At 40.8% G+C, this 23,394-nt stretch carries 29 protein-coding genes and 1 pseudogene; 23 read left to right on the forward strand and 7 right to left on the reverse strand.

The window, feature by feature from the left end; genetic code table 11:
- Nucleotides 1–50: 50 nt before the first annotated feature.
- The 3 genes from BN2425_RS05005 to BN2425_RS05015 all read right to left on the reverse strand — a co-directional run bounded on the left by BN2425_RS05005 (nucleotide 51) and on the right by BN2425_RS05015 (nucleotide 1,370).
- A complete protein-coding gene (locus BN2425_RS05005; protein ID WP_042455822.1) occupies nucleotides 51–536 on the reverse strand; it encodes a nitroreductase family protein in 486 nt (161 codons plus the stop codon).
- A gap of 163 nt (nucleotides 537–699) precedes the next feature.
- The gene (locus BN2425_RS05010; protein ID WP_042455825.1) at nucleotides 700–1,146 is read right to left on the reverse strand and encodes a YfmQ family protein; all 447 of its coding nucleotides are present in this window, start codon (nucleotides 1,144–1,146) and stop codon (nucleotides 700–702) included.
- A gap of 32 nt (nucleotides 1,147–1,178) precedes the next feature.
- Entirely contained in the window at nucleotides 1,179–1,370 is a 192-nt protein-coding gene (locus tag BN2425_RS05015) for a hypothetical protein (protein WP_042455828.1), read from the reverse strand.
- Between the two features lie 228 nt (nucleotides 1,371–1,598).
- On the opposite strand from BN2425_RS05015, the gene BN2425_RS05020 reads away from it, so the two are divergent.
- Nucleotides 1,599–2,150, forward strand: coding sequence for a thioredoxin family protein (locus BN2425_RS05020; protein ID WP_042455830.1), 552 nt, complete (start codon nucleotides 1,599–1,601; stop codon nucleotides 2,148–2,150).
- 41 nt (nucleotides 2,151–2,191) lie between these two features.
- Here BN2425_RS05020 and plsY read toward each other — a convergent pair whose 3' ends face one another.
- On the reverse strand, nucleotides 2,192–2,818 hold the full coding sequence (plsY, locus tag BN2425_RS05025; RefSeq protein WP_042455832.1) for a glycerol-3-phosphate 1-O-acyltransferase PlsY: 627 nt from the start codon (nucleotides 2,816–2,818) through the stop codon (nucleotides 2,192–2,194).
- A 101-nt stretch (nucleotides 2,819–2,919) separates the two neighbouring features.
- On the opposite strand from plsY, the gene BN2425_RS05030 reads away from it, so the two are divergent.
- The 9 genes from BN2425_RS05030 (at nucleotide 2,920) to BN2425_RS05065 (ending at nucleotide 10,568) form a co-directional block, all read left to right on the forward strand.
- Entirely contained in the window at nucleotides 2,920–3,699 is a 780-nt protein-coding gene (locus tag BN2425_RS05030; protein ID WP_042455834.1) for a class I SAM-dependent methyltransferase, read from the forward strand.
- 264 nt (nucleotides 3,700–3,963) lie between these two features.
- The gene (locus tag BN2425_RS05035; RefSeq protein WP_042455836.1) at nucleotides 3,964–4,536 is read left to right on the forward strand and encodes an RNA polymerase sigma factor; all 573 of its coding nucleotides are present in this window, start codon (nucleotides 3,964–3,966) and stop codon (nucleotides 4,534–4,536) included.
- Nucleotides 4,536–5,024, forward strand: coding sequence for an anti-sigma factor family protein (locus tag BN2425_RS05040; protein ID WP_042455838.1), 489 nt, complete (start codon nucleotides 4,536–4,538; stop codon nucleotides 5,022–5,024). Before BN2425_RS05035 ends, BN2425_RS05040 begins: the two co-directional genes overlap by 1 nt.
- Nucleotides 5,021–6,100 (forward strand): hypothetical protein, encoded by a 1,080-nt coding sequence (locus BN2425_RS05045; protein WP_042455841.1) that lies wholly within the window; start codon nucleotides 5,021–5,023, stop codon nucleotides 6,098–6,100. Before BN2425_RS05040 ends, BN2425_RS05045 begins: the two co-directional genes overlap by 4 nt.
- Entirely contained in the window at nucleotides 6,097–6,195 is a 99-nt protein-coding gene (locus tag BN2425_RS22445; protein WP_154663463.1) for an LPXTG cell wall anchor domain-containing protein, read from the forward strand. Before BN2425_RS05045 ends, BN2425_RS22445 begins: the two co-directional genes overlap by 4 nt.
- Nucleotides 6,192–7,115, forward strand: coding sequence for a hypothetical protein (locus BN2425_RS05050; protein WP_235714571.1), 924 nt, complete (start codon nucleotides 6,192–6,194; stop codon nucleotides 7,113–7,115). The genes BN2425_RS22445 and BN2425_RS05050 overlap by 4 nt, the downstream gene beginning before the upstream one ends.
- Before the next feature lie 247 nt (nucleotides 7,116–7,362).
- Nucleotides 7,363–8,304 carry a diacylglycerol kinase gene (locus BN2425_RS05055; protein WP_042455845.1) on the forward strand — a complete coding sequence of 314 codons (942 nt, stop codon included), beginning with the start codon at nucleotides 7,363–7,365 and terminating at the stop codon, nucleotides 8,302–8,304.
- Between the two features lie 194 nt (nucleotides 8,305–8,498).
- Nucleotides 8,499–9,044: a cysteine hydrolase family protein gene (locus BN2425_RS05060; RefSeq protein WP_042455850.1), complete on the forward strand. Its 546-nt coding sequence runs from the start codon at nucleotides 8,499–8,501 to the stop codon at nucleotides 9,042–9,044.
- 63 nt (nucleotides 9,045–9,107) lie between these two features.
- The gene (locus BN2425_RS05065; RefSeq protein WP_042455853.1) at nucleotides 9,108–10,568 is read left to right on the forward strand and encodes a nicotinate phosphoribosyltransferase; all 1,461 of its coding nucleotides are present in this window, start codon (nucleotides 9,108–9,110) and stop codon (nucleotides 10,566–10,568) included.
- A 385-nt stretch (nucleotides 10,569–10,953) separates the two neighbouring features.
- On the opposite strand, the gene BN2425_RS05070 is transcribed toward BN2425_RS05065, so the two are convergent.
- Complete coding sequence (locus BN2425_RS05070) at nucleotides 10,954–11,280, reverse strand: hypothetical protein (RefSeq protein WP_042455855.1); 327 nt, start codon at nucleotides 11,278–11,280, stop codon at nucleotides 10,954–10,956.
- A 195-nt stretch (nucleotides 11,281–11,475) separates the two neighbouring features.
- Here BN2425_RS05070 and BN2425_RS05075 point away from each other — a divergent pair, with 195 nt between their 5' ends.
- Entirely contained in the window at nucleotides 11,476–12,360 is an 885-nt protein-coding gene (locus BN2425_RS05075; RefSeq protein ID WP_042455858.1) for a PhzF family phenazine biosynthesis protein, read from the forward strand.
- Between the two features lie 47 nt (nucleotides 12,361–12,407).
- On the opposite strand, the gene BN2425_RS05080 is transcribed toward BN2425_RS05075, so the two are convergent.
- The gene (locus BN2425_RS05080) at nucleotides 12,408–13,322 is read right to left on the reverse strand and encodes a class I SAM-dependent methyltransferase (protein ID WP_042455861.1); all 915 of its coding nucleotides are present in this window, start codon (nucleotides 13,320–13,322) and stop codon (nucleotides 12,408–12,410) included.
- 195 nt (nucleotides 13,323–13,517) lie between these two features.
- Between BN2425_RS05080 and BN2425_RS05085 the strand changes: the two genes are divergently transcribed.
- Complete coding sequence (locus BN2425_RS05085) at nucleotides 13,518–14,678, forward strand: DUF4317 domain-containing protein (RefSeq protein ID WP_042455864.1); 1,161 nt, start codon at nucleotides 13,518–13,520, stop codon at nucleotides 14,676–14,678.
- 95 nt (nucleotides 14,679–14,773) lie between these two features.
- Here the strand turns inward: BN2425_RS05085 and BN2425_RS05090 are convergent, their stop codons facing one another.
- The gene (locus BN2425_RS05090; RefSeq protein ID WP_042455867.1) at nucleotides 14,774–15,400 is read right to left on the reverse strand and encodes a metal-dependent hydrolase; all 627 of its coding nucleotides are present in this window, start codon (nucleotides 15,398–15,400) and stop codon (nucleotides 14,774–14,776) included.
- Between the two features lie 257 nt (nucleotides 15,401–15,657).
- Between BN2425_RS05090 and BN2425_RS05095 the strand changes: the two genes are divergently transcribed.
- The 11 genes and pseudogenes from BN2425_RS05095 to BN2425_RS05145 all read left to right on the forward strand — a co-directional run bounded on the left by BN2425_RS05095 (nucleotide 15,658) and on the right by BN2425_RS05145 (nucleotide 23,105).
- Complete coding sequence (locus BN2425_RS05095; protein WP_042455869.1) at nucleotides 15,658–15,861, forward strand: hypothetical protein; 204 nt, start codon at nucleotides 15,658–15,660, stop codon at nucleotides 15,859–15,861.
- A 232-nt stretch (nucleotides 15,862–16,093) separates the two neighbouring features.
- Nucleotides 16,094–16,600, forward strand: coding sequence for a CBO0543 family protein (locus tag BN2425_RS05100; protein ID WP_042455872.1), 507 nt, complete (start codon nucleotides 16,094–16,096; stop codon nucleotides 16,598–16,600).
- 100 nt (nucleotides 16,601–16,700) lie between these two features.
- A pseudogene (locus BN2425_RS05105) lies at nucleotides 16,701–16,994 on the forward strand (antibiotic biosynthesis monooxygenase family protein).
- 146 nt (nucleotides 16,995–17,140) lie between these two features.
- Nucleotides 17,141–17,782, forward strand: coding sequence for a PAQR family membrane homeostasis protein TrhA (gene trhA, locus BN2425_RS05110; RefSeq protein ID WP_042455875.1), 642 nt, complete (start codon nucleotides 17,141–17,143; stop codon nucleotides 17,780–17,782).
- A gap of 114 nt (nucleotides 17,783–17,896) precedes the next feature.
- Nucleotides 17,897–18,487: a molybdopterin-dependent oxidoreductase gene (locus BN2425_RS05115; RefSeq protein WP_042455892.1), complete on the forward strand. Its 591-nt coding sequence runs from the start codon at nucleotides 17,897–17,899 to the stop codon at nucleotides 18,485–18,487.
- Between the two features lie 458 nt (nucleotides 18,488–18,945).
- Nucleotides 18,946–19,218: a zinc-binding dehydrogenase gene (locus BN2425_RS05120; RefSeq protein WP_052352783.1), complete on the forward strand. Its 273-nt coding sequence runs from the start codon at nucleotides 18,946–18,948 to the stop codon at nucleotides 19,216–19,218.
- The gene (locus BN2425_RS05125; protein ID WP_052352784.1) at nucleotides 19,212–19,400 is read left to right on the forward strand and encodes a hypothetical protein; all 189 of its coding nucleotides are present in this window, start codon (nucleotides 19,212–19,214) and stop codon (nucleotides 19,398–19,400) included. The genes BN2425_RS05120 and BN2425_RS05125 overlap by 7 nt, the downstream gene beginning before the upstream one ends.
- 27 nt (nucleotides 19,401–19,427) lie before the next feature.
- On the forward strand, nucleotides 19,428–20,384 hold the full coding sequence (locus BN2425_RS05130) for an ABC transporter ATP-binding protein (protein WP_042455877.1): 957 nt from the start codon (nucleotides 19,428–19,430) through the stop codon (nucleotides 20,382–20,384).
- A complete protein-coding gene (locus tag BN2425_RS05135; RefSeq protein ID WP_042455879.1) occupies nucleotides 20,381–21,898 on the forward strand; it encodes an ABC transporter permease/substrate-binding protein in 1,518 nt (505 codons plus the stop codon). Before BN2425_RS05130 ends, BN2425_RS05135 begins: the two co-directional genes overlap by 4 nt.
- Nucleotides 21,899–21,940: 42 nt before the next feature.
- Entirely contained in the window at nucleotides 21,941–22,360 is a 420-nt protein-coding gene (locus BN2425_RS05140) for an EAL domain-containing protein (RefSeq protein ID WP_042455882.1), read from the forward strand.
- A gap of 88 nt (nucleotides 22,361–22,448) precedes the next feature.
- Nucleotides 22,449–23,105: a potassium channel family protein gene (locus BN2425_RS05145; RefSeq protein WP_042455886.1), complete on the forward strand. Its 657-nt coding sequence runs from the start codon at nucleotides 22,449–22,451 to the stop codon at nucleotides 23,103–23,105.
- Nucleotides 23,106–23,394: the final 289 nt, after the last annotated feature.

The following is a 23,394-nucleotide window of genomic DNA, read 5'->3' on the forward strand; positions in this document are numbered from 1 at the left end:
CACCCCCTCCTACTCGATTGGGGTTACCGATCAACAGTGAAAATTTAGTACTACGAGAGTTGCTTCATTTTATTCTGAATGGGTGTACGTGGCTTTGGATCAGGAATGACATCCGGATACCCAACACCCAAAACGCCAATCACCTCGTAATCATCCGGTACACCAAGAATCTGACGATTTTTCGGGTTACCACCCATAGAAGACCAGAACGTTCCCACACCTTCTGACCAAGCTGCTAAATTAAAATTCTGAACAAAACAAGCGGTGGCTAGTGCATTTTCCTCTGTTTCAATGTCAGTCGTGCCATGCTTGGACAATACGGCTAACACAACAGGAGCATTCCCAAAGTTTGTTTTATGGTTTAACTTTGCCCTAGTGTCTGGACCGACAATATAAATTTCCCAGGGTTCTGTCATCCGGTGATTAGGAGCCATAGCAGCCGTTTGCAGCCATAATTGAATTTTTTCAAGGCCCACAGAATCAGACTTGAAAATTTTTATATTACGGCGAGATTGGATTAATTTTAAAAGATCCAAGTGATTTCCCTCCAAGTATTCGTATAATATTATACAATCATATATATCCATCCTATGCAACGGTTCTGGTTGGGAATGAGTCATTCAAGCTGTACGATACTAAAAATACATCAAAAAAGCAGAGCGAGTACATACGACTCACTCTGCCAAACTGACTTATAGTCTAAGCAAGTTCCTCTTTTTTTAGCACCGTGGATTTTTGTAAATGATCAGAGCGCAAACTATAGGCGGTTAATTTTTTCTTATACTGTTTCACAACATCAATTTGGTCCTCATTGCAGAATACAAATAATCTTACAACCTGTTTGCCTCTTATGGCATCAATGATAATGGAAGTACCGTTGTTTTCCGGATGTAAAAACTGATCCTCGGTACCAGGATAGATATAATGCTTTTCTAAAAATGCCGCTTCGTTCAAATGACGAATAATTTGTGATTTGCCTTCCCCTTCTAGCGTTTTTCCCTCAATGGTCAAGGTAACATCCGCTTCATTCAATTTTGGATGAACTTCAAATTTGCTGGTAATCCACTCTACCACTCCGGTGGGCATGCAGGTTATTAAAATCTTAATCAGACTTATGATAACGATCCAAAAAATCGTCCATGCCATCTGTCATCAACTCCAATCATTACCTGAGGTCATTATGTCAGCCAAATATAAATACCTAAAGAAGCCAAAGCTAAAAAAATAACGGCTGCGTAGATCAAGGTTAGGTTCGTTGTATTTCGTTTCGTGGAGCTGCTATAGTCTTCATCAGGTTTCTTGGTGACTAATAGAGTCGTAACTGCTGATATCACTAATATGGCAATAACCAATCCAATTAATATATTCATAGAGCACCTCGAATCATAGGAAATCTTAAATAATACATTTATACTACTATATATTAACGTAACTGGCCCACTATTTGACCATCCAGTTCACTAAAAAATGGACCATCCACTTCGAGATGTCTGGCCCACCCTCTTCAAATTTGGTAAAAAACACGATCAAATGTAAGCGCTATGATTGCGCTGCTTTTTTAAAGTCGATATCATAGGAGTAGAAAGGGGTGTGAACTCATGAATTTAAACGAATGGTTTGAAAAAGGTATGTCAGCCGAAGCTTATATAAACTCGATGACCAAGAATAAAGAGGGAATGCTGTCAATTTATAACCAGTTTTCCATATCAGAACAGGATCAAAGCAGGCTGGAGCAAGTGAAACAACAGAATTTGCGGGCTATTGTCCTGTCGGAAGATTGGTGCGGAGATGCAATGTTAAATAACCCAATCCTGCTGCGCATTGCAGAGGGGGCAGGAATGGAAGTCCGCTTTCTTCTCCGCGACCAAAATTTGGAGTTAATGGACCAGTACTTAACTAATGGAACATCCAGGGCAATCCCGATATTCATTTTTATCGACCAGGATGGGAATGAACGAGGCAAATGGGGACCGCGGGCGCCGGAAATGCAGGAGCTGGTTGATAAAGGCCGTGCAGCCCTTCCAGATAAAGAGGACCCAGATTTTCAAAAACAGCAGCTGCAATTGTATAGAAGCCTTGGTCAGGCTTATCAAACGGACCCTGCCATTTGGCAGACAGTTGCAGCTAGCATCCTATCGAAACTTTTATAAAAATGAAACCCCGGCTGAATTTATATGCCGGGGTTGTTTCTTTAGATTTTAAAACCGCTGTTTTTGGGCGGCAGCCGGTCTTTTAACAAATGTTTATCGTTTACTTTAGGTTCCACTCCAAGAATGAAATTCCGGATATTCGAACGGTGCAGAAAGACTAAAAGTAAAGAAAATAATAAAAAAATAAGTTCAAAGTTAAGGTTTGGTGTGAAATAATCATAAACAAGCATACTCAGACCGACAGAAATCGAACCGAAAAATACATACTTGGTTAAAAAGCTAATAGAGAAAAACGAGATATAGGCAATGATGAACAGGGGGATATTGGCCACTATGAGCGCCCCAGCTGTAGTGGCAATCGCCTTGCCGCCTCTAAACCCTGCAAAAATCGGAAAGCAATGGCCAATCACGGCAGCCAGTCCAAAATAGATGGGCTCGGCATCAAGCTTGAAGTAAATCGGCAATGCCGCAGCAACAGCACCTTTCCCAAGGTCGATGAGCAGGACAAAAATAGCTGATTTTTTGCCAAGGACTCTAAGCGTGTTAGTAGCACCGGGATTTTTACTGCCATGGTCGCGGATATCGACTCCAAAAACGACCTTGCCAACAATCAGTGCAGTAGGAATACTTCCTAGGACATAAGACGCAAAAAGTAGAATCCAGAACATATTTCCACCCCCTATAAATCGATTTTTCTTTTATTCTATCATAAATAAATGGTATTATTTTGTTGAATTTTCATGTATTGGAAATTAAAGGAGCGCTTAAAATGGATACGTTAGATTTTGGCCAAGTTGCTAATAGTTATGCCCGCTCAAGAGAAGATATTCCTATATCGCTAATGGAAAGTCTGCTATTCCGAAATATTTATTTTGATGGTAAAAAGGTTGCTGACCTTGGTGCTGGAACGGGGGCATTGACTAGGAAGATCGCGATGAGAAAGGCCGATGTCGTTGGAATAGAGCCGTCCCCGGAATTAATTAAACACGCAATGGCATTTAATCACACCAAAAATTTCACCATTCCCTATTTGCCAGCTACAGCCGAACAAACCGGATTGGCAGATTCCGAGTTTGATATTGTAACCGTCATGCGTGCTTGGCACTGGTTTGATCGGGCCAAGGCGATAAAAGAAATCAAGAGAATTCTAAAGCCAAATGGAAAGCTGATTGTGGTGGATTCTGGCTTCTTGACTGAACATGAACTAGTGCAGCAATCGCTAGCTGTTGTCTCCAAGTATGCAGCAGGAGGGCTGAGACCGGCCGGTTCAAAGGCCGATGCTAACCAGCGAATTAACGGTTTCCCAGTGGAGTGGTTTGTAGAATGGCAGCAAAGCGGATTCGATTTGACAGACTTTTACAAGTTGAATTATACGGTCCGGTTTACCAAACAGGAGTGGGTACATCGAATTCGGTCTATTTCATGGCTTGCCGCCATGGAGGAGAATGTTCGAGAACAGGCGATGAAGGAATTATTGGACACACTCCCCGACCAAGAACCTTACGATGTTCCTCATGAATGCAATGTTTGTATTTTAAGATATAAATAGTATTTGTTGTTTCAGTGCCCCAAAAGGTTAAATAAATGGTGTAACGGAATTGAGCAGTCCTCTCAGTGCCCAAAGCAAGCAAATAGACATGGAAATGTTACTGATGAAGCGTCTCAATGACGGGGAAAGCTAAATAACTAGATGACGGTCACTGACCGTTTACGGACGCGCTCTCCACCAAGGCAGCGTGTTCTTTTTTTGCCGACAAAAAATTTTTTCAAAAATAGTGTAGGGGTTATTCTGGCATTATTCGTCTATTAAGATGTGAGACAAAGCAGAAAGGGGGAGAGGACCATCAATGATTCGGTTTTAATAGAAAAAGTCCTTCAGGGCAGCGACCACGCCTTCCGCCTTTTGGTCGAGAAGTATCGCAACGATGTGTTCCGGACGGTCTTTGCCGTTCTTCGCGACCAAAAAGAAGCAGAAGATGCCGCCCAGGAAGTCTTCATTAAACTATATACGTCTCTCCCCCAATACGAAAACCAAGGATTTAAGACCTGGCTCACCCGCATCGCTGTTAACTTTGCCATTGACGTCAAAAGAAAACAGGCGAGGAGTTTAGAGGAAGTAGTAGAAGACACGGAGCAGTCGGGGGCAGTATCTACTCCGGATAGCGTGGAAAAACAGGTCATTAACAATGAACAAAGGAGACTTGTCAGAAAAAGATTAGATGAATTGCCGGAAAACTATCGCGATGTGATTTATGGATTTTATATAGCTGAAAAAAGCTACCAGCAAATGGCGGAAGAACAAAATGTTCAAGTAAAAACCATTGAAACAAAACTATACCGGGCCAGACATTGGATGAAGAGGAATTGGAAGGAGGATGATTTTTAATGAGACATTATACCGTCGATGAATGGGTGCAATACGTAAAAAACGAACTCAGGGAATCGGATCGAATGGAACTGGAAGATCATTTATATACATGTGACCAATGTCTCGAACTCTATCTTCAGGCGATTGCCGACCATGAATCTTCCCTTCCGATCCTTGCCGACGAAAATGGTTTTACCGACCTGATCATGGCTGCACTGCCAAAAACGATGCCTGAAAACAGTCAGTACAGCAAAATGTCTCAAAAGCAGGTTGATAATCGGAAAACCAAACGGTTTTATCAACAAGCAGGATTCCATTACTTCCTGGCAGCGGCAGCCACCATACTACTTACTTTTACAGGTGCCTTCCAGTCACTTGCTAAATATGCGAGTTCTTTTGAGACACAACATATACAGGAGAAAAAGCCGTCAGTCACAGAGGGCGTGATGAATAAAACTTTTGCATGGATGGATTCATTTGAAAAAAAGGAGGCAAATAAGAAATGAAAAGTTCAACGAAGGCTCTCACTTTATCGCTATTTCCAGGCCTCGGTCATATTTACTTTGGTAATCCTGTCAGAGGTATCCTATACCTATTCTTTGTCATGGGCTGTGCATTCGTAACAGTAACAGGCTTTGCAGTCCTTGGCGGGCAAGAACTGGCAATAGTAGCATTTCTCGCCGGAGTGTTTGTTTATGTAGTGAGTTTTATCGACATGGGTTTGCAGATTTCTAAACAGAAGAAGCTGGTAATGGCGCAAGCAGCAGATAACCAACAGCTGCCAGTCCCTGGGCAGGAATCAGAACGGTTTTATACGATTTTGTTGTCATTTCTTCCAGGCCTTGGGCACTTCCAGCTAGGGTTAGTGAACCGCGGCCTCACGCTTTTGGCCACCTTTATCGGCCTCTCAGTCATGATTATCTTTATTGCCATCATTAGCAACCGGAGCGAGTTCCTCGTATTCTTGGCGGTGCTGCCAATCATTTGGGTTTATGGATTTTTCGATGTCGTCCAGCAGGTTAACAAAAAGCAGCGTGGCGAGGAATTAGTCGATAAAACCATTTATGAGGATTTGGAAAAACTGCGGCAGGATGGGAAAAAGAGCAAATCGATTGCCACCTTTCTCTCGATTTTCCCCGGTGCTGGTCATTTATATTTAGGTCTGCAGCGCCGTGGCATCCAGCTGATGGCAGCCTTCTTGTTCTCCATCTATATATTGGATGTATTAAGACTGGGAATCTTCCTTTTCTTAATACCAATCATTTGGTTTTATAGCTTTTTCGATGCCTTGCAAAAAATCTCCAAGCAAGGAGAAGAACCACTAGAGGACACGCCAATCATTTCCTATTTTATCAACCACCAGAAATGGGTCGGTATCGGTTTGATCTTAATGGGGACGTACTATTTAGTTATGAATATTCTTTTTCCGGCTATATCGCCAATGCTTCAGCGGTTTTTCAATACTGATATCGGGTACTGGCTGCAGAGCTATATCCAGACGGGTGTTGTCTGTCTGCTGCTAATTGGCGGAGGTATCAAACTTTTATCCGGAAGTAAACAAAAAAGGGAGGAAAAGTCATGAGAAAACGGCAAATCGGGGTAGCAGCCGCTATCCTAATTGGAGCAGGAATCGGGTTCTTTTTTAGAAAGAGAAAAGAAGGGAGTACCCCAGAATGATGCGAACATGGCGTGTTGGGACGTTTTCTATGGGTGCCCTGCTGGTCCTTCTCGGGCTGTTCCTGTTTATGGCAAGGTTCCTTGGCTTTAACTTCCTCCAGGTGATGACTGCTTGGTGGCCGGTGTTGCTAGTTGTGCTAGGAATTGAGATTTTAGCCTATTTGTTTTTGTCCCGCCAGGAATCGCCTGTGCTACGTTATGACTTTTTAAGCATTTTCTTTGTTGGATTGATTGGAACAGTGGGAATTGGGTTTGCAGTGTTAAGCTCAACCGGGCTGCTCGACCAGGCCGAGGAGCTCGTCTCCCGGGAAGAGCGCTCATTTGAACTTCCAGAGTTTTCTCAACCGGTTGAAGACAATGTTAAACGGGTAGTGGTGAGAACCACAGGGTATGACGTGACGATTGAGGCGTCCAATGAAAGAGAGGTCTCCATGTTTGGAACCTATCGGGTTCAAACCTCTAAACATACCAGTGTGATAAATGATGCAAAGGATTACGTGGCTGTCACTCAAAAAGGGGATACTCTTTACCTAAACGTGAAGTCTCTGCCAAATAAACTCGGGCCGTTCAATTCGTCTCATGAACTAGCAGCAACCATCTTGGTACCGAATGATGTGAAGCTTGAGGTGCTTGGAACGGACAATCAGCTTACTTTAAAACCACGCATGCTGTCTAATAATTGGAATATCGAAAATGCATCCCAGGTCGTAGTTGATACATCGGAAACAAAGGATATGGTCGTGGCAGCATCAGGAGTGGAGGATATCCGTGGCAAGGAGGATGAATGGAAGATTTCAGAGCCATCCGATCAAGACAGTCAAGGGGATCGGGGGAAAAGCGCGGTATATCAGTCCGGTGAAGCCAAGTACCGGATCAATATTGCAAATGCGTTTCAGGTTAGTTTACTGTCAGGGCATTAAGACAGGGTGAATAAGCAAAGAATAAGAGGCGTCGTGGCTTAAGCGGCGCTTTTCTATTTACTAGGAGAATGCCCTAGAATCAGGTCCTAATACGATGTCACTACTTATTTTTTGCAAATAAGTCAAAAACGGTTATGATAGGATATGATGTTGGGAAATAGTGAGGTTGATTGTAACTTCACCTAACAATTGGTAAAATATTGAATTAATAGAACGTTTTTTGATTTCAAGATATAGGATGATGATGATGAAAAGAGCTAGATTAATTTACAATCCTACCTCGGGGCGTGAAATGATTAAGCGACATTTGCCAGAGATTCTTGAAAAATTAGAGTTGGCTGGCTATGAGGCTTCTTGCCATGCGACAATCGGTGCTGGTGATGCGACGAAAGCTGCACGGATCGCTGTGGAACGCCAATATGATGTAGTGATTGCCGCTGGCGGTGACGGGACGATTAATGAAGTAGTCAATGGTCTTGCGGAACAGGAATATCGGCCAAAGCTAGGAATCATTCCAGCTGGAACGACAAACGATTTTGCCCGTGCATTGCAAATTCCGAGGGATGTCCCATCCGCAGTTGATATCATCACGAAGGGCGAGGTTATACCTGTCGACATTGGCCGGTTTAATGACAAATACTTTATTAACATTGCCGGTGGTGGCAGACTGACGGAGCTCACCTATGAGGTCCCCAGCAAGTTAAAAACCGTGCTTGGGCAGCTAGCGTACTATTTAAAAGGAATTGAGATGCTCCCTTCCATTAAGGCCACCAATTTAAGTATTGAGTACGATGGTAAGCTTTATGAAGGGGAGACCATGCTATTCTTGATAGGCTTAACGAATTCGATTGGCGGCTTTGAAAGATTGGCACCTGATGCTTCAATTAACGATGGACTTTTTTCCCTGTTAATTTTGAAAAAAGTCAATTTAGCTGAGTTTATCCGTATAGTTACTTTGGCAGTTCGCGGTGAACATGTGAATGATCCGAATGTGATTTATACAAAGGCCAATCGCGTGAAGGTTTATTCGGAGGAAAAGGTTCAGTTAAATTTAGACGGAGAGTACGGTGGCTTACTTCCCGCAGAATTTGTTAATCTATATCGTCATTTAGAGGTTTTTGTCCCGCTTGCCGATATTCGGCCAAATGATATGCCGACTGACTGGGTTCCAGGCACAAGATATAGTTAAAGATACTCGTTCCATTGGGACGAGTTTTTTTGTAAGTTTACTCTCTCGGATGGACGTGAAAAACTCTCGGATTTAGGAGGGATCCTCTCGCCAAGGAAAACGTCGAGAACCTTTTTTCTTTCCGTAAATTGGAAATCTGTGTATAATGAGAAAAAAGACAGTAGTCATGACAGGGGTAAAGGAGTGTCCATTCCATGAAAGCATTCATTAATATTGATTATACAAATGATTTTGTTGCCGATGCCGGGGCCTTAACCTGCGGCAAGCCGGGTCAGGAAATCGAAGAAAAAATCACTACTCTGACCAAAGAATTTATTGAGCAGGGGGACTACGTCGTGTTTGCCATTGATGTTCATGACAAAGGCGATGAATACCATCCGGAAACCAAGCTATTCCCGCCCCACAATTTGCGTGGTACCGCTGGCAGGGACTTATTCGGCTCGCTTCAGGAAGTTTATGAAGCCAATAAAGAGCGCGAAAACGTCCTCTATTTGGACAAAACCCGCTATTCTGCCTTTGCTGGTACCGATTTAGAAATCAAGCTTCGGGAACGCGGGATTACGGAAGTTCACCTAGTGGGTGTTTGTACCGATATTTGTGTGCTTCACACCGCTGTAGACGCTTATAATAAAGGTTTTAAAATCGTCATTTATAAAGATGCTGTAGCATCCTTTAACCAGGCAGGACATGATTGGGCCCTCGGACATTTCGAACAATCGCTTGGTGCGCTGGTGAAATAGTCTTATTAATGGTATTATTGGTAATAATGTTGGATAGCTGTAGTAGTATACGGAGGGCCGATTATGAAACATATATATCAAGATGACAGTTTTACTCTGCATACGGATTTGTACCAGATTAACATGGCAGAGACGTATTGGAGAGATGGCATCCATGATAAGCGTGCCGTATTTGAACTGTATTTCCGGAAGTTGCCGTTTGGAAACGGCTATGCGGTTTTTGCCGGATTGGAAAAAGTCATTCAATATATTCAGGGCTTTCGCTTCACGGAGGATGACCTTGAATATTTAAAAAACGAAGTCGGATATGAGGACGACTTTTTAGAGTACCTGAAGGATCTACGGTTTACCGGATCCATCCGGGCCATGAAAGAGGGCGAATTAGTATTTGGCGATGAAGCGATGTTACGGGTAGATGCCCCGCTGGCGGAAGCGCAGCTGGTGGAAACAGCCTTACTTAACATTGTGAATTACCAAACATTAATAGCCACGAAAGCATCCCGGATTAAGCAAGTAGTCGGAAATGAATCTGCAGCCGAGTTTGGTACAAGACGTGCTCAAGAAATGGATGCGGCCATTTGGGGCACACGCGCAGCCTACCTTGGGGGTTTTGACTCGACCAGTAATGTAAGGGCCGGCAAATTATTTGGCATTCCTGTATCAGGAACTCATGCCCATGCCATGGTGCAAGCCTATAAAGACGAGTACACGGCATTTCATAAATATGCTGAAACCCATAAAAATTGCGTATTCCTTGTGGATACCTATGATACGCTGCGCCTTGGTGTGCCGAATGCGATTAAAGTGGCTAAAGAGTTAGGCGATAAAATTAATTTTATCGGTATTCGCCTTGATAGCGGCGACTTGACCTATCTATCGAAACAAGCCCGCAAAATGCTGGATGAGGCAGGCTTTAAGGATGCGAAAATCTTTGCCTCTAGTGATTTGGATGAGTACACCATCGTTAACCTTAAGGCACAAGGAGCAAAAATTGATAGTTGGGGAATCGGTACTAAATTAATCACCGCCTATGATCAAGCAGCACTTGGTGCGGTTTATAAGTTGGTGGCAATTGAAAATACTGATGGTCAATTGGAGGACACTATTAAAATTTCCTCCAATCCAGAGAAAGTAACAACCCCTGGGTTGAAAAAGATTTATCGGATTATTAATAATCAGAACCATCATGCGGAAGGCGATTATATTGCGATGGAAGAGGAGGAACTACCAGAAAAACGTCTGCGTATGTTCCATCCAACTCATACGTATTTGAAAAAAGTCGTCACCAATTTTACAGCCAAAGAACTTCATGTAGATATTTTTAAGGAAGGCCAATTGGTTTACGAAGTCCCATGCCTAGAAGAGTCCCGTGAATACTTAAAGCAAAATTTGGACTCCCTATGGGATGAGTACAAACGGACGATGAATCCGGAACATTATCCTGTCGATTTAAGCCAGAAGTGCTGGGATAACAAGATGAAAAATATCGAAGAAGTGAAAGAAAAAGTCGCTGAAATGGAATAAATGGTTATAATCAGAAGACGTCCTAGTGGGCGTCTTTTTGTGTGTAAGAGATATTTCGTTTATCGGGAAAATCTTTAATATATCGGGAAAAATTGAATTTTATCAGGAAAAAATCAAATATATCGGGAAAAACCACCATTATATCGGGAAATTCTATTTTCTATGCATCCCCACAAGGTAATTCAGAAATAAATAAAGCAGCCAAAGACTGATGATGAAGCCCTTGACTGCCTGTTTAGTTATTTTTGCTTAAAGTAGTCCATAAAGGCATGGGTAATTTCTATGCCTTGAAAAGCAAGCAGACTGACTGCTGAAAGCGAAAAGAATCCAATCATTAAGAAACGGAACCACATATATTTTTTCCTCCCCTTTGTTCAAATTTTATTTAGAACCGGAGAGGGCGAATAATGTAATTAGATTGATGAAAGATCGGGACTAAAAATAGGAAGCGCTGAAGCTGTCTAACTGGATAAGCAATAACCCATTGCACTAGTCTTATTAAGATAAGACTCGTAACGAATAGGAATGGCAGGTCAAACGGCTGCTTCTTCTTGTCATCCCATTGTGCCTTTTCCATTAAGTCATCCAAGCTAATGATTGCCTTTGCAACGGGGTGTGGGTGTGCGGGTAAATGTGCATGATTTTGCTGAAAGAGGCTAAAGGACAAAAAGGCAAGGAGCATCATGATGGAGAGGCGTTTTGACATCTTCATCGTCTTCACTCCTTCCAGAGGGATTGTATTAATCATAAACACTTTCCATATGTTTGAAAATAGAAATGTTCTGACATAATTCTATTCCTTGTGACATTAATATATGCAAACTCCTGTAGACTGTCTGTACAACATGACCATGAAATGAAATCAATGGTATGCTATATAGAAACTTATATAGGGGATGAAAAGGACATGGGGAAACTACATTATTCAATAGTAGATGTGTTTTCACAGGGGAAATACACAGGGAATCAGCTAGCTGTTTTTAAGCGGGCCGGAAACCTACCAGACTCAGAAATGCAGCAAATTGCCAAAGAGGTGAATTATTCCGAAACTACATTCATCCTATCTGATACAGAAAAAGACGGCGGATACGATGTGAGGATTTTTACGCCAAATGAGGAAGTTCCCTTTGCTGGGCATCCGACTTTGGGAACGGCTTTTGTGATTCAAAAGGAAATGTTGGAAAAACCTTCAGAAAAAATTGTCTTAAATTATAAAGCGGGGCAGATTTCCGTTACGTTTGACCAGCAAGAGGAAATTCTATGGATGAAACAAAATCAGCCAACGTTTGGCCGTATTCTTGAAGTTGATCCAGTTTCTAAGGTGTTAAATATAGCGAAACAATACATAGATGATAGATTTCCAATTCAAGAGGTTTCCACGGGGCTGCCGGTAATAATAGTACCATTAAAGTCTTTGGAAGCCGTCAGGAAAGTAAAAATTGATAAAACAAAATACTTCAAGCTTATTGAAAAAACAGATGCCAAAGCGATCATGGTCTTTACTTCTGAAACCTATCATCCTGAAAATCATTTAAATGTCCGCGACTTTGCGGAATACTACGGAATACCGGAAGATGCCGCAACCGGGAGTTCAAATGGCTGTTTAGCCGCTTATTTACTAAACTACAATTACTTTGGTAAGAAAGAAATAAGCTTAAGAGTCGAGCAAGGCTACGAAATGAACCGGAAATCACTGTTATTTTTAAAGGCGGCAGACGAGGATGGAAAACTGGTCATAAATGTAGGAGGAAAAGTTGAAAAAATTGCCCAGGGAGAATGGTATCTCTCCTAATCGAAAACGGAAAAAGCCGCCCAGTCTTGAGGATTGAGCGGCAAAGCTTATTTTTTAACAGCATGGATGTAATGTATGGTTTCAAAAGCGGACAAATAATCCGACCTGTTCTGGAAGAAAGAATCATGTATCTCGTCCGGAGATAAATGTTCAAAAATTAGTAAGCTGGACTCTTCCAGCATTTTCTCCATTTCATGATAGCTGTAACAGGATTTCATTGGCTCTCCACCGGTTGCAACCATTTTCAACATATTTTCCACACGATTAGATATGCCTTTCTCTTTAAAAAGGTTTTCATCGGCATAATCGAATACAATCGAGCTTCCTTCGGGGGCCATAGCAAATAAATGCTGTAACAAATTTGAAAGCTCCTGTTTGGTTAAATAATAAGAAACACCCAGAAGACTAAAAAAGGTTTTATGTTCACCGAACCCTTCTTGTTTAAGCTCTTGATAGGAAAACTGTCCAGTGAAATCCATTGGCACAAAATGAAGGTGGTTGGGGATTTCTAAATTGGCCGCTTCCAGTCTTTGTTTTTTAAATGCCTGTGTAGCTGGGTGATCGACTTCAAAGATTTCAATACGTTCCTTCAATTCTAGATGGCGAAAACTAAACGTATCCAGCCCTGCCCCAAGTATGACAACTTGTTTTATCCCCAGCGATACTTCGTTCATGAGTACTTTTTCACAAAACGCAGCCCGTGCTAATGGTGTGGGGGAAAGCTGGACTTGGGTAATCCACTTTAATATTTCATCTGGATCATCCTGATAGCGTCTGGCGATCTCCTGATTGAAAAACTGGATTCCTTGAATCATATTGTTACTTATATCTGAAAACTCTGTTGGGGTAATGAGCTCCTTGGCAATAAAATCGTCAAAAATTTTGGGTGAATCGTAGTTGCTGTGGTAGGCGCGCCCAAATGCTGAGACTAAGGAAGTTAAACTGGATTCATTTTGCTTCATCAATAATCCTCCTACATAAAAAATAAGATTCCCCTGGCCAGGAGAATCTTATTATACACAGCAATATTTAACTTGTAAATTATAGCATAAATAACTTTTTTTGTCAAGTTCCGCACATCCTTTAAATGGATTATTAAAAATCAATTAGAGATTTTTCCTCCTGAACAGTATAATCAGGGATGGGAGTTGAATGAAATGAATAAAAAAGATATCGCAAATATTCGCAAACAGTTTAAATTAGATAACGAACACATTTTAAAAATTAAAGAAATTTTCAATGTTTATGTACAAAAAGAAACAGGCGAGATTTATCACCATGTCAGCCAACCGTTCCAAATGCTAGAGCAGGAAGCCCAAGAATTGTTCCTAGCCAATTTTAAGAAAGTCCTGACAGGCCATCTTGATGCCAAACTGTTTGAGCTGAAATTCCAACGGGATGTAGAAGACAGCACCCAAATGTTCCTTTTTGAAGGATTGCAGGCAGAATCAGACGATTGGAAAGAATACATGCTCGAAATCGTAACGAAAATGTTTGCGATGACAATTTATGAATTTGATACCGTGGTGACGTTTATCCGTGGGGAATACCGGAAGCCGACCCGAAAGCGGGGTCAGGAATCGGAAGAAGGCGGGGATGACGAAGTTTACTACAGCCAGTTTATTCTTTGCAGCCTCAATAAGACTGATCAGCCGAAGAAGGCCTTGACGTTTGATTATGTGGAAAAGGAATTCAAACCCCATCATTTCTTTGATCCGATTATTAATTTAGATTCACCATTGTCCGGCTTTTTGTTCCCAGCATTCAATGACAACGCGGCCGATGTGAACCATATTCTTTACTGTGCAGGGAAAAATAATCAGCCCGATTACCGATTTATGGACGAGGTTCTCAATTGCGAAGAAATCATTACAGCTCAAGAAGATAAAGACAGCTTCGACCTGATATTAAAAGAGGTCATTGGAGATCAAGTGGAATCCCAGGTCATCTCGAATGTTTATGAAGAAATTGATAAGTTGGTTCAGGAGAATCTGGAAAAAGAAGAAAGTGAAATTCCCACGCTGGATCATCGCGACATCGAACGCATTTTAACTGTCAGCGGCGTGGAGAATGTTGAGCCGGCTAAAGTGGAGCATGCCTTCAAATCTGTCATCGATGATGAAAGACACGAAATCAAGACCAGCAGTTTGGTTCCGAAAACAATAAAGATTGAAACCAAGGTAGCCAATGTGACCATCAACCCGAAAGACCTGAAATATGTAAAATATATTACGTATCAGGGCAAACGGTGTTTGTTGCTGGAGGTCGACGAAGAAGTTGTTGTAGAAGGATTCCGGCTGGAATCGGAGACACTCTAACGGGTAGGGCTTTTGGAATTAAATAGTTGGTTTACTATTATAGATGAGGGGCTTTGCTGGAAGCAGCAAAGCCTCTTGGTAATAAGGCGTTTATCTTATAGTTCTATGGAAGACAGAGGCAAAAACAATTTAATTCCCCGTTTGTTAAAGGGAAGTATTTTTAAATCCGCAATCAGGTGACTGATGTATCCACCTAAACAGGTATAGAAAACACCCTGGATCCCAAGTGAAGCCTCAAAATGAAAAGCGATAAATCCAAAGAAAATAACGCCTAAAATGGAATGAGTATAGCTGCGGTGCGACGAAAAAGAGGCAACGACTATGTAAATTCCTAACAGGATGATCCATAACTCATCTAAAGAGAGTCCTCCCACCAAGACAGCAACTCCTGTAATCGTCAGCATGTGTTTTTGCTTAATTAACGAGGAGATCACCATTATCAAACATCCAAACCCCATCCCAAACCAGCGCTCTGCTGCTGTTTTCTCAAAGACACTATATAAAATCATTATCATACCAATTACCATGGCAGATAGACGAATCATCTTGTGGGACAAGGTGATTTTCCCCCGTAGTTTTCCGTCAATATCTAAATCAGGAATTAAACCGGAGACGCCTCCTAGTCCGACGAGCAAAAGAGTCGCAGATGGAGTGGTTTGGAATGTATTAGCCACAATAAATCCTGTTGCTGAACCGATGACTGCATGTGATGTACCATTCAATGTAATTCCACCTCTAAAACTTTTAATATAGTAAAAAACAGACAATACTCATTTTACATCAAATGAGTAAATAATTGGTGAAAAGCTGAGCATATGAGTAAAATAATCTATAGGCAATATAGCGTTCTAAATATTGAGGTGACAAAATGAGAGTAACGATAACAAATGACGCCAAACAGCAACTTATCAACCAACTTGGCGAGAAACCAACCATTCGCATGAATGAAATCCGAACATCTGGTTGAGGTGCCACATATGTGTACGAACTTGCTCAGGTTGAGCATGGAGAAAATATAGATGAAATTCTAAACGCCGGAGAAATTACAATCGTAATCGATCCAGTGGTCGTTGACCATCTTGATGGGGACATCGTGATTGACCATAATAAAAATTATGGTTTTATCCTAAAAAATAATTTCGAGGTCTTAACCTTTGGAATGAATTTAATCAAAGCTAATTAAGACAAGATTAAGCTAAAATGGATAAGATACAAACAAGAAAGTGCGAGACACTTTTTCCCCCATAATATATTTTGTTTAGCCCTCGGATACAGCCTACAGGAGTTTCCAAGGGCATTTTTTATGTTCATTTTTCTATTTTACTGAGAAGTTTTTTTAAGTTGCATTTTATTTTGATGGATTCCAAAAACTATAGAGAAAGGATGAAATAAAACCATGAAAAGGGGACGTGTTTATGCACGTTGCTATTGCCGTTTTAACCATAATCGCCTCCTTTAAGTGGGGAGACTGGAAAAACTGGAGAGAATATCATGCCAGTATGTTTTTCATTGCCACAGGAGGCTTGCTGTACGAATACATTGTAAAAGAGAATACCTTATGGAAGTTTTATCCTGACTTGCTCTATGGACTTGAGATGGTTGTGATTGTATATGCGTTGATTACTATGCCTATTAGTATCTTCCTGTTTCTATCCCATTTTCCTAATAGATGGGGGCAAAGATTTATCTATATATTGGTCTGGTCTGGAATTTACATAGCGGTTGAGTGGATTTTATTGTTATTTGATAGGATTTCCTATCAAAACGGATGGCAATTTTGGTATTCCTTCTTATTTGATTTGGTTATGTTTTCGGTAATTGCCTTGCACCAGTATAAACCGATTCCTGCTTATATCATATCTCTGTTTGTCATCATCTTCTTAATAGCCTACTTCGATGTTCCTTTTAAATTTATTAAATGATCCAGTGAAACAATGGCAGTGAAAACTTTTGGCCATAAATATTTGTTACTATATATACAAGGAAGACCACGTTTATGTTGTGGAAAAGGAGGAGATTTCAATGATATTAGAAGCTGTCATGCTGCATGTAAAAGAAGGTATGGAGAATGAATATGAATAGGCATTTCGCAGCGCCTCAGGAATTATTTCCTCGATGAAAGGATACGTTTCGCACAAGTTGCAGCGTTGCATGGAAGTTAAGGGGAAATATTTGCTGCTCGTTCGATGGGAAACCTTAGAAGACCACACGGTTGGATTTAGACAATCCAATGAATATCAGGAATGGAAAAAGCAATTGCATCATTTTTATGGTCCATTCCCGACTGTTGAACATTTTGATGGCGTAAAACTCTAATAAGAAAATACAGAGGTCTGGCATCTTGACTCCGGTAAGTCTGCGAAATAAAAGCCATATATTCCAACAAATAGCAGGCTAGTTTATTACTAACTTGCTATTTTCCTGTTACAATAAGGTATTGTATCCAGAAGGAGAGAAGATTTATGGCTAACACCCACACCTTCAGCAAAGGCGAGGAAATTGCCAATTCAGTTACACACGGAATTGGTGTTCTTCTAAGTATAGCGGCATTAGTATTATTAATTGTGCTTTCCTCATTGCACGGAAACGCTTGGCATATAGTTAGTTTTACCCTATTTGGAGCGACCATGCTCCTGATGTATACTTCATCGACATTGTTGCATGCCTTCCCTGAAGGCAGCAAAGTGAAAGACCTCTTCGAAATATTTGACCATTCTTCTATCTATTTTTTTATCGCCGGAACGTATACACCATACATGTTTGTAGCAGTTAAAGGTTGGATAGGCTGGACGATTTTTGGTATCGTATGGGGAATGGCCATAGGCGGGACTGTCTTTAAGTCTTTCTTCGTCAAAAGGTTCTTGTTTATGTCCACTCTTGTTTACGTTTTAATGGGCTGGTTAATTGTCTTCACTTGGAAACCGTTAACGGCAGCCTTGGCGACAGCCGGGTTGATGTATTTAGTAATAGGCGGGCTGCTTTATACTTTAGGGTCGATATTCTATATCTGGAGAGGCTTCAAGTATCATCATGCTGTCTGGCATTTGTTCGTCATGGCTGGCAGTATCATGCACTTCTTCAGCGTGCTGACCCTTTTGAGTTAAGATTTTCTACCATTAAGGTCGGGGTATATATAACGGATTAACCGTATTTGCAGGGATGATATACGAAGTACTATAATTCTAATAACGTTTAAGAGAATAAAGGGATGGTGTATGATGGAAAAACAGCTTCCACCTGGCCAATTTGAAACAGAAAAGTGGCCGATACTTCACAAAGGGGATGTTCCCAAGTTTAACAGCGCCACATGGAATTTCAGGCTTTTTGGTGAGATCAAAGAAGAAAAAGTCTTATCCTATAAAGAATTTATGGAGCTTCCCAAGACCATTTCAACCGTAAATATGCATTGTGTTACCACCTGGTCTAAATTTGATACGACTTTTGAAGGGATCGCCCTTAGAGAGTTATTGAATTTTGTTGCAATCAATGAGGGTGTCAAATACATAAAGATTTACGGTTATTATAATGGGGATCCCTTTGGTTATTCTGCCAACTTACCGCTGGAGCCTTTATTAGGGGACGATTCTTTGTTTGTATACCGTTGGAAAGACCAATACCATGATTGGCAAGATATTGATCCCAAGCATGGTTATCCGCTGAGATTTATCCCACCGGAAACATTCTATTTATGGAAAGGCTCAAAATGGGTGTCAGGGATTGAGTTTATGAAAGAAGACGAGGCTGGCTTTTGGGAAGAGTTTGGCTATTCCATGACGGCAAATCCATTTAAAGAAGAACGATACCGTTAGCAGTAAAAAATGCTTTGCTTCTAATAAGGAGCAGAGCATTTTTTATTTTAGCCAGCTTTTTTATGTTTGGACATGTTCTTCTAGTTCTCTTTAAACATTGCTTGATAGCCTAATCCCCATTCTGCCATTACGTCAATAATAGGCCGGAGGGTATCGCCTAGGTCAGTAAGAGTTTGGTGGAACCTCAGCATAAACCTGGCGTTCTATGATACCGTCCTCTTCCATTTGAGGTGGTCTCGTTGATGGGTGGACTTGGCCGTCAATTTGCTGGGAGCTATGCAGAATATGCTTTAATCCCTGCCAGTCAGGTATATCCGGTTAAAAAGGAAATGGATTGGGTCAGGTCAGATTGGCGGCCGTTCCGGAAATGTATTATAAGGCCTATGCGTCCCTTTTTGATGCTTTGATGTTAAAGGGAGAGGACCATCTCCTTTCGCGGGGGAACCAGTTCGGTTGGGTTGGCTGCATTACAGCTTGCCAAAAGTATCGGGGTAACGGTTATTTCAACGACTCGGGACAAAAATAAGATAGAGATTTTAAAACAAAATGGTGCAGATTTTGTGTTAGTAGATGAAGAGTATATAGAACCTGGGCTGTTTTCATTATTTCCACAAGGAATAAACAAGATTTTAGAACTAGTAGGAACGGTTACTCTCAAAAATTCATTAGCCATGCTTGCAGAAAAAGGGATCCTCTGCATGACAGGAATTTTAGGGGGGGATGGGTGTTAGAGAATTTCGAACCGATGGTGGACATTCCTTCCGGTGCGTATGTTACCTATTTTGACAGCAGAGTAAATTTTAAACAGGGATTGCTTAACGATTTATTCCAACATATCGACCAATATGGGGTGGAAGTTAGTCAGGCGCACCTGCTAATGGAAAGTAACCAAGCCAATGGGATATTGTTATAGTGAATCCTTAAGTAAGGGAGAGATTAGATGATTCAATTTGAAAATGTTTCAAAACGATTTGATGATGGTACTACTGCCGTTAAGTCAGTAAACCTTACCATAAATCAAGGAGAATTTTTTGTTCTAATTGGACCCAGTGGCAGCGGAAAAACCACTACCCTTAAAATGATCAATCGTTTGATTAATATCTCTGATGGAACAATTTTTATAAATGGCAAAAAAATAAGTGATTACGATATTCATGAACTGCGTTGGAATATTGGCTATGTGCTTCAGCAAATTGCTCTATTTCCTCATATGACTATCGAAGAAAATATCGCTGTGGTTCCAGAAATGAAAAAATGGAACAAAGAGAAAATCGGCAAACGTGTCGATGAGCTGCTCGAAATGGTTGGCTTAGAGCCTAAAGTATATAAACCCAGAAAGCCTATTGAGTTATCGGGTGGACAGCAGCAAAGAATTGGAGTTGTAAGGGCATTAGCAGCCGATCCAGAAATTATTCTGATGGATGAACCGTTCAGTGCTCTTGATCCTATTAGCAGAGAGAAGCTGCAGGATGATATTTTAAAACTGCAAAAAACAATAAAGAAAACCATCGTATTCGTTACGCATGATATGCAGGAGGCCCTCAAGTTAGGCGATCGTATATGCATTATGAAGGATGGAGAAATTGTCCAAGTGGGGACCCCTAATGAATTAATCTATCATCCCATTAATGATTTTGTCAGAGAGTTTATTGGAAAAACAGATCGTACAGCACTTCATTTTAACCTAGAGGTAGTACTGTCTAACACTAATGAAGACAATATTGATGAGAAAATGAAAATCCTAACGGTTCATAGTTCATTGGAGCAAACCTTAGAGGCATTAGCAGAACAAGACCAAATAGGTGTAGAAAAAGATGGGAAACTCATTGGTACTGTTACAAGACAGTCGCTGATTCAGCATCTTTCCAGCAGTCTGAAAGAAGGTGAGTACCAATGAACGAATTAATTCAAACTTTTTTGATGAGAAAAGGTGATTTATTAAGTGGTTTAATTCAGCATATCGAAATATCCTTTATTGCCTTGTTTTTTGCGTTAGTCATTGCCATTCCTCTTGGGATATACCTGACGAGAAAAAAGAAAGCAGCAGAGATTGTCATTGGAATTGCTGCTGTCTTTCAAACGATTCCATCTTTAGCTTTATTAGGATTGCTTATCCCGCTTGTAGGAATAGGGACTGTACCAACGATTATCGCACTTGTCATTTATGCATTACTTCCTATTTTAAGAAACATCTACACCGGTATAAAGGAGGTTGACCCCAATTTAATAGAAGCCGCAAAAGGTCTGGGAATGAATAACCGCAGACTGCTGGTCAGGGTAGAATTGCCACTTGCCATGCCAGTGATTATGGCCGGAATCAGAACGGCAATGGTTCTGATTATTGGTACAGCTACGATTGCTGCTCTTATTGGAGCCGGCGGGTTAGGGGATTTAATTACAGTGGGGATCAGCCGGAATGATACAAACCTCATCCTATTAGGAGCCATTCCAGCCGCACTATTGGCATTATTTTTTGACTTTTTATTAAGGCAAATGGAGAAAATGTCTTTTAAAAAATCACTTATCTCCATAGCCTCTGTTATAGTTGTGGCTTTTTTAATCATCTCTGTGTCATCGTTCAGCCAGCCTAAAAAAGCAGACCTTATTATAGGAGGCAAGTTGGGGGCTGAGCCAGAAATCTTGATGAATATGTATAAGCAGTTGATTGAAAAGAATTCGTCCCTTTCGGTGGAGCTCAAACCAAATATGGGAGGAACGACATTTGTCTATAATGCCTTGAAGTCGGGAAGTATTGATATTTATCCTGAATTCACCGGAACGGTAATCGCTGACCTGTTAAAGGAGCAGCCAAAAAGTACGAACCAAAGTGAAGTTTACCAACAAGCCAAGGATGGACTGTTACATAAATTAGGCTTCGTCTTGCTTAAGCCAATGAAATTTAATGATACTTATGCATTGGCAGTCCCTGCTTCGCTCGCTAAACAATATAACCTAAAGGCGATTTCTGACTTAAAACCAATTGAAGGCACCGTAAAAGCAGGATTTACACCAGAATTTCCAGAGCGGGAAGATGGCTACCTGGGTATCCAGAAGATTTATGGAATTCAGTTTTCTACCATTACAATCATGCAACCGGAATTAAGATATGCAGCGATTAAATCTGGGGAAATCAATGTCGTGGATGCCTACTCCACGGACAGTGAACTTCAAAGAAATAATCTTGTCGTCCTAGAGGATGATCAACATTTATTTCCGCCCTATCAAGGAGCGCCTTTATTAAAGAAAGAGACCTTAAAGGAATATCCAGAGCTAGAAGAAATATTGAATAAATTATCCGGACAAATAACTGATGATGAAATGAGAAAAATGAATTATGAGGTGGCTGTAAACAAGAAAAAGGCTAGTGCTGTAGCTAGAGAGTTTTTAGAAAAGAATAATTTACTGAAGTAAGCGAAAAACGTTTTATCCACGTAGGAGTTTTAACCGTTTAAGTTGCCTGGAGGAGACTGTCACCAAGGGAAAGTTCTACCCTTAGGTGCAGTCTTTTTATGTGCATTTCATCATCTCGGGCTGGATGAAATAAGGAATTTGGGGATTCAGATTGCAATTGATGATTTTGGGACAGGCTATTCCTGGTTAAGTTATTTGAAAAACCTGCCAGTAAATTGCCTGAAGATTGATAAGGCGTTTATAGATGAACTGTCAAGCAATGGCGGAGGACCGATTGTTAAAACGATTATCGATAAGGGCCGGAATATGAATTATACGGTAATCGCCGAAGGGGTGGAAACAAAGGACCATGGTTCTTTTTTTAGGAACAACCAGTGTTTTGCGGGACAGGGATTATCAATAGATGAGTTGTGGCTAATCCGGGTGACCTTTTTATATATCCCTAGTATTAATGATTTATGAAGATTAGGGAAAATTAAAATTTACCAGTGGGCTATCTAATTGGAAACACTACTATTGGTTAATCTAAAACTGGCAAGGAGTGTGACACATGGCAAAAAGTCAATATGCAGTAATAGGTCTTGGGAGATTTGGCTCAAGCATTGCCTGGAGATTAAATAAGGCTGGCCAGGAGGTTTTAGGTATTGATTTGAATGAAGAACGAGTCGAGGAAGCGGAGATATTTCTAACCCATGCAGTAATCGCAGATTCGACGGACCAGAAAGCTCTGGCATCACTCGGCATAACCAATTTTGACTGTGTCATTGTCGCGATAGGAGATGATATGCAGTCTAGTATTTTAACGGTTTTACTGCTAAAAGAAATGGGGGTAAAAAAGGTGATTGCGAAGGCGATAGGCAAACGGCATGGTAAAGTGTTAGAAAAAGTAGGAGCGGATTGGATTGTTTATCCTGAAAGAGATATGGGTGAACGTGTCGCTAATCAGCTTCTTTCACCGAATATGCTGAATTATATCGAGCTGTCAAAAGAGTATAACATAGAAGAAATGAACATTCCTTCAAGCATGGCCGGAAAAAGTTTAAGAGAACTTGATCTTCGTGCTATGTATAATGTAAGTGTTATTACTGTTGTTCGCAACGGAAACATCATTGTCTCACCATCTCCGGATGAAATTATTCATTCTACTGATTTATTAGTGGTGATAGGAAACAGGGATGATTTGTCGAGGTTTTCTAATATAGAGTAATGTGTTATTGTATTCACTGTTTCAGGATAATGAAAAATTATGTTGCAATATAATCATGTCGGTGTTATGATAACAAAGTCGCTTTTGAAAGAGAGAAGAGTTAAATGTTTTGGAAAAAATTTTGTTGCTTCTTTTATTAAAAGGTGATATGATATTAAACGTTGCTCGCGGAGAAAGCGAGTAAGTCAATCTTAATTAAAATAATTTAAGGTTGATGGATTGATAGAAATGTGATACAATAACATTCCTGTCGCGTTCGGCAGTTAATGAATTGCTCTTTGAAAACTAA

It is taken from the genome of Neobacillus dielmonensis, from assembly GCF_000612665.1.
GTDB lineage: Bacteria > Bacillota > Bacilli > Bacillales > Cytobacillaceae > Neobacillus > Neobacillus dielmonensis.

Bases quoted from the DNA above. Each gene is read 5' to 3' on its own strand.
- BN2425_RS05010 (WP_042455825.1), bottom strand. From the start codon at position 1,146: ATGGCATGGACGATTTTTTGGATCGTTATCATAAGTCTGATTAAGATT.
- BN2425_RS05015 (WP_042455828.1), bottom strand. From the start codon at position 1,370: ATGAATATATTAATTGGATTGGTTATTGCCATATTAGTGATATCAGCA.
- BN2425_RS05020 (WP_042455830.1), top strand. From the start codon at position 1,599: ATGAATTTAAACGAATGGTTTGAAAAAGGTATGTCAGCCGAAGCTTAT.
- plsY (WP_042455832.1), bottom strand. From the start codon at position 2,818: ATGTTCTGGATTCTACTTTTTGCGTCTTATGTCCTAGGAAGTATTCCT.
- BN2425_RS05030 (WP_042455834.1), top strand. From the start codon at position 2,920: ATGGATACGTTAGATTTTGGCCAAGTTGCTAATAGTTATGCCCGCTCA.
- BN2425_RS05040 (WP_042455838.1), top strand. From the start codon at position 4,536: ATGAGACATTATACCGTCGATGAATGGGTGCAATACGTAAAAAACGAA.
- BN2425_RS05045 (WP_042455841.1), top strand. From the start codon at position 5,021: ATGAAAAGTTCAACGAAGGCTCTCACTTTATCGCTATTTCCAGGCCTC.
- BN2425_RS22445 (WP_154663463.1), top strand. From the start codon at position 6,097: ATGAGAAAACGGCAAATCGGGGTAGCAGCCGCTATCCTAATTGGAGCA.
- BN2425_RS05050 (WP_235714571.1), top strand. From the start codon at position 6,192: ATGATGCGAACATGGCGTGTTGGGACGTTTTCTATGGGTGCCCTGCTG.
- BN2425_RS05055 (WP_042455845.1), top strand. From the start codon at position 7,363: ATGAAAAGAGCTAGATTAATTTACAATCCTACCTCGGGGCGTGAAATG.
- BN2425_RS05060 (WP_042455850.1), top strand. From the start codon at position 8,499: ATGAAAGCATTCATTAATATTGATTATACAAATGATTTTGTTGCCGAT.
- BN2425_RS05065 (WP_042455853.1), top strand. From the start codon at position 9,108: ATGAAACATATATATCAAGATGACAGTTTTACTCTGCATACGGATTTG.
- BN2425_RS05070 (WP_042455855.1), bottom strand. From the start codon at position 11,280: ATGAAGATGTCAAAACGCCTCTCCATCATGATGCTCCTTGCCTTTTTG.
- BN2425_RS05075 (WP_042455858.1), top strand. From the start codon at position 11,476: ATGGGGAAACTACATTATTCAATAGTAGATGTGTTTTCACAGGGGAAA.
- BN2425_RS05080 (WP_042455861.1), bottom strand. From the start codon at position 13,322: ATGAAGCAAAATGAATCCAGTTTAACTTCCTTAGTCTCAGCATTTGGG.
- BN2425_RS05085 (WP_042455864.1), top strand. From the start codon at position 13,518: ATGAATAAAAAAGATATCGCAAATATTCGCAAACAGTTTAAATTAGAT.
- BN2425_RS05100 (WP_042455872.1), top strand. From the start codon at position 16,094: ATGCACGTTGCTATTGCCGTTTTAACCATAATCGCCTCCTTTAAGTGG.
- trhA (WP_042455875.1), top strand. From the start codon at position 17,141: ATGGCTAACACCCACACCTTCAGCAAAGGCGAGGAAATTGCCAATTCA.
- BN2425_RS05115 (WP_042455892.1), top strand. From the start codon at position 17,897: ATGGAAAAACAGCTTCCACCTGGCCAATTTGAAACAGAAAAGTGGCCG.
- BN2425_RS05130 (WP_042455877.1), top strand. From the start codon at position 19,428: ATGATTCAATTTGAAAATGTTTCAAAACGATTTGATGATGGTACTACT.
- BN2425_RS05135 (WP_042455879.1), top strand. From the start codon at position 20,381: ATGAACGAATTAATTCAAACTTTTTTGATGAGAAAAGGTGATTTATTA.
- BN2425_RS05145 (WP_042455886.1), top strand. From the start codon at position 22,449: ATGGCAAAAAGTCAATATGCAGTAATAGGTCTTGGGAGATTTGGCTCA.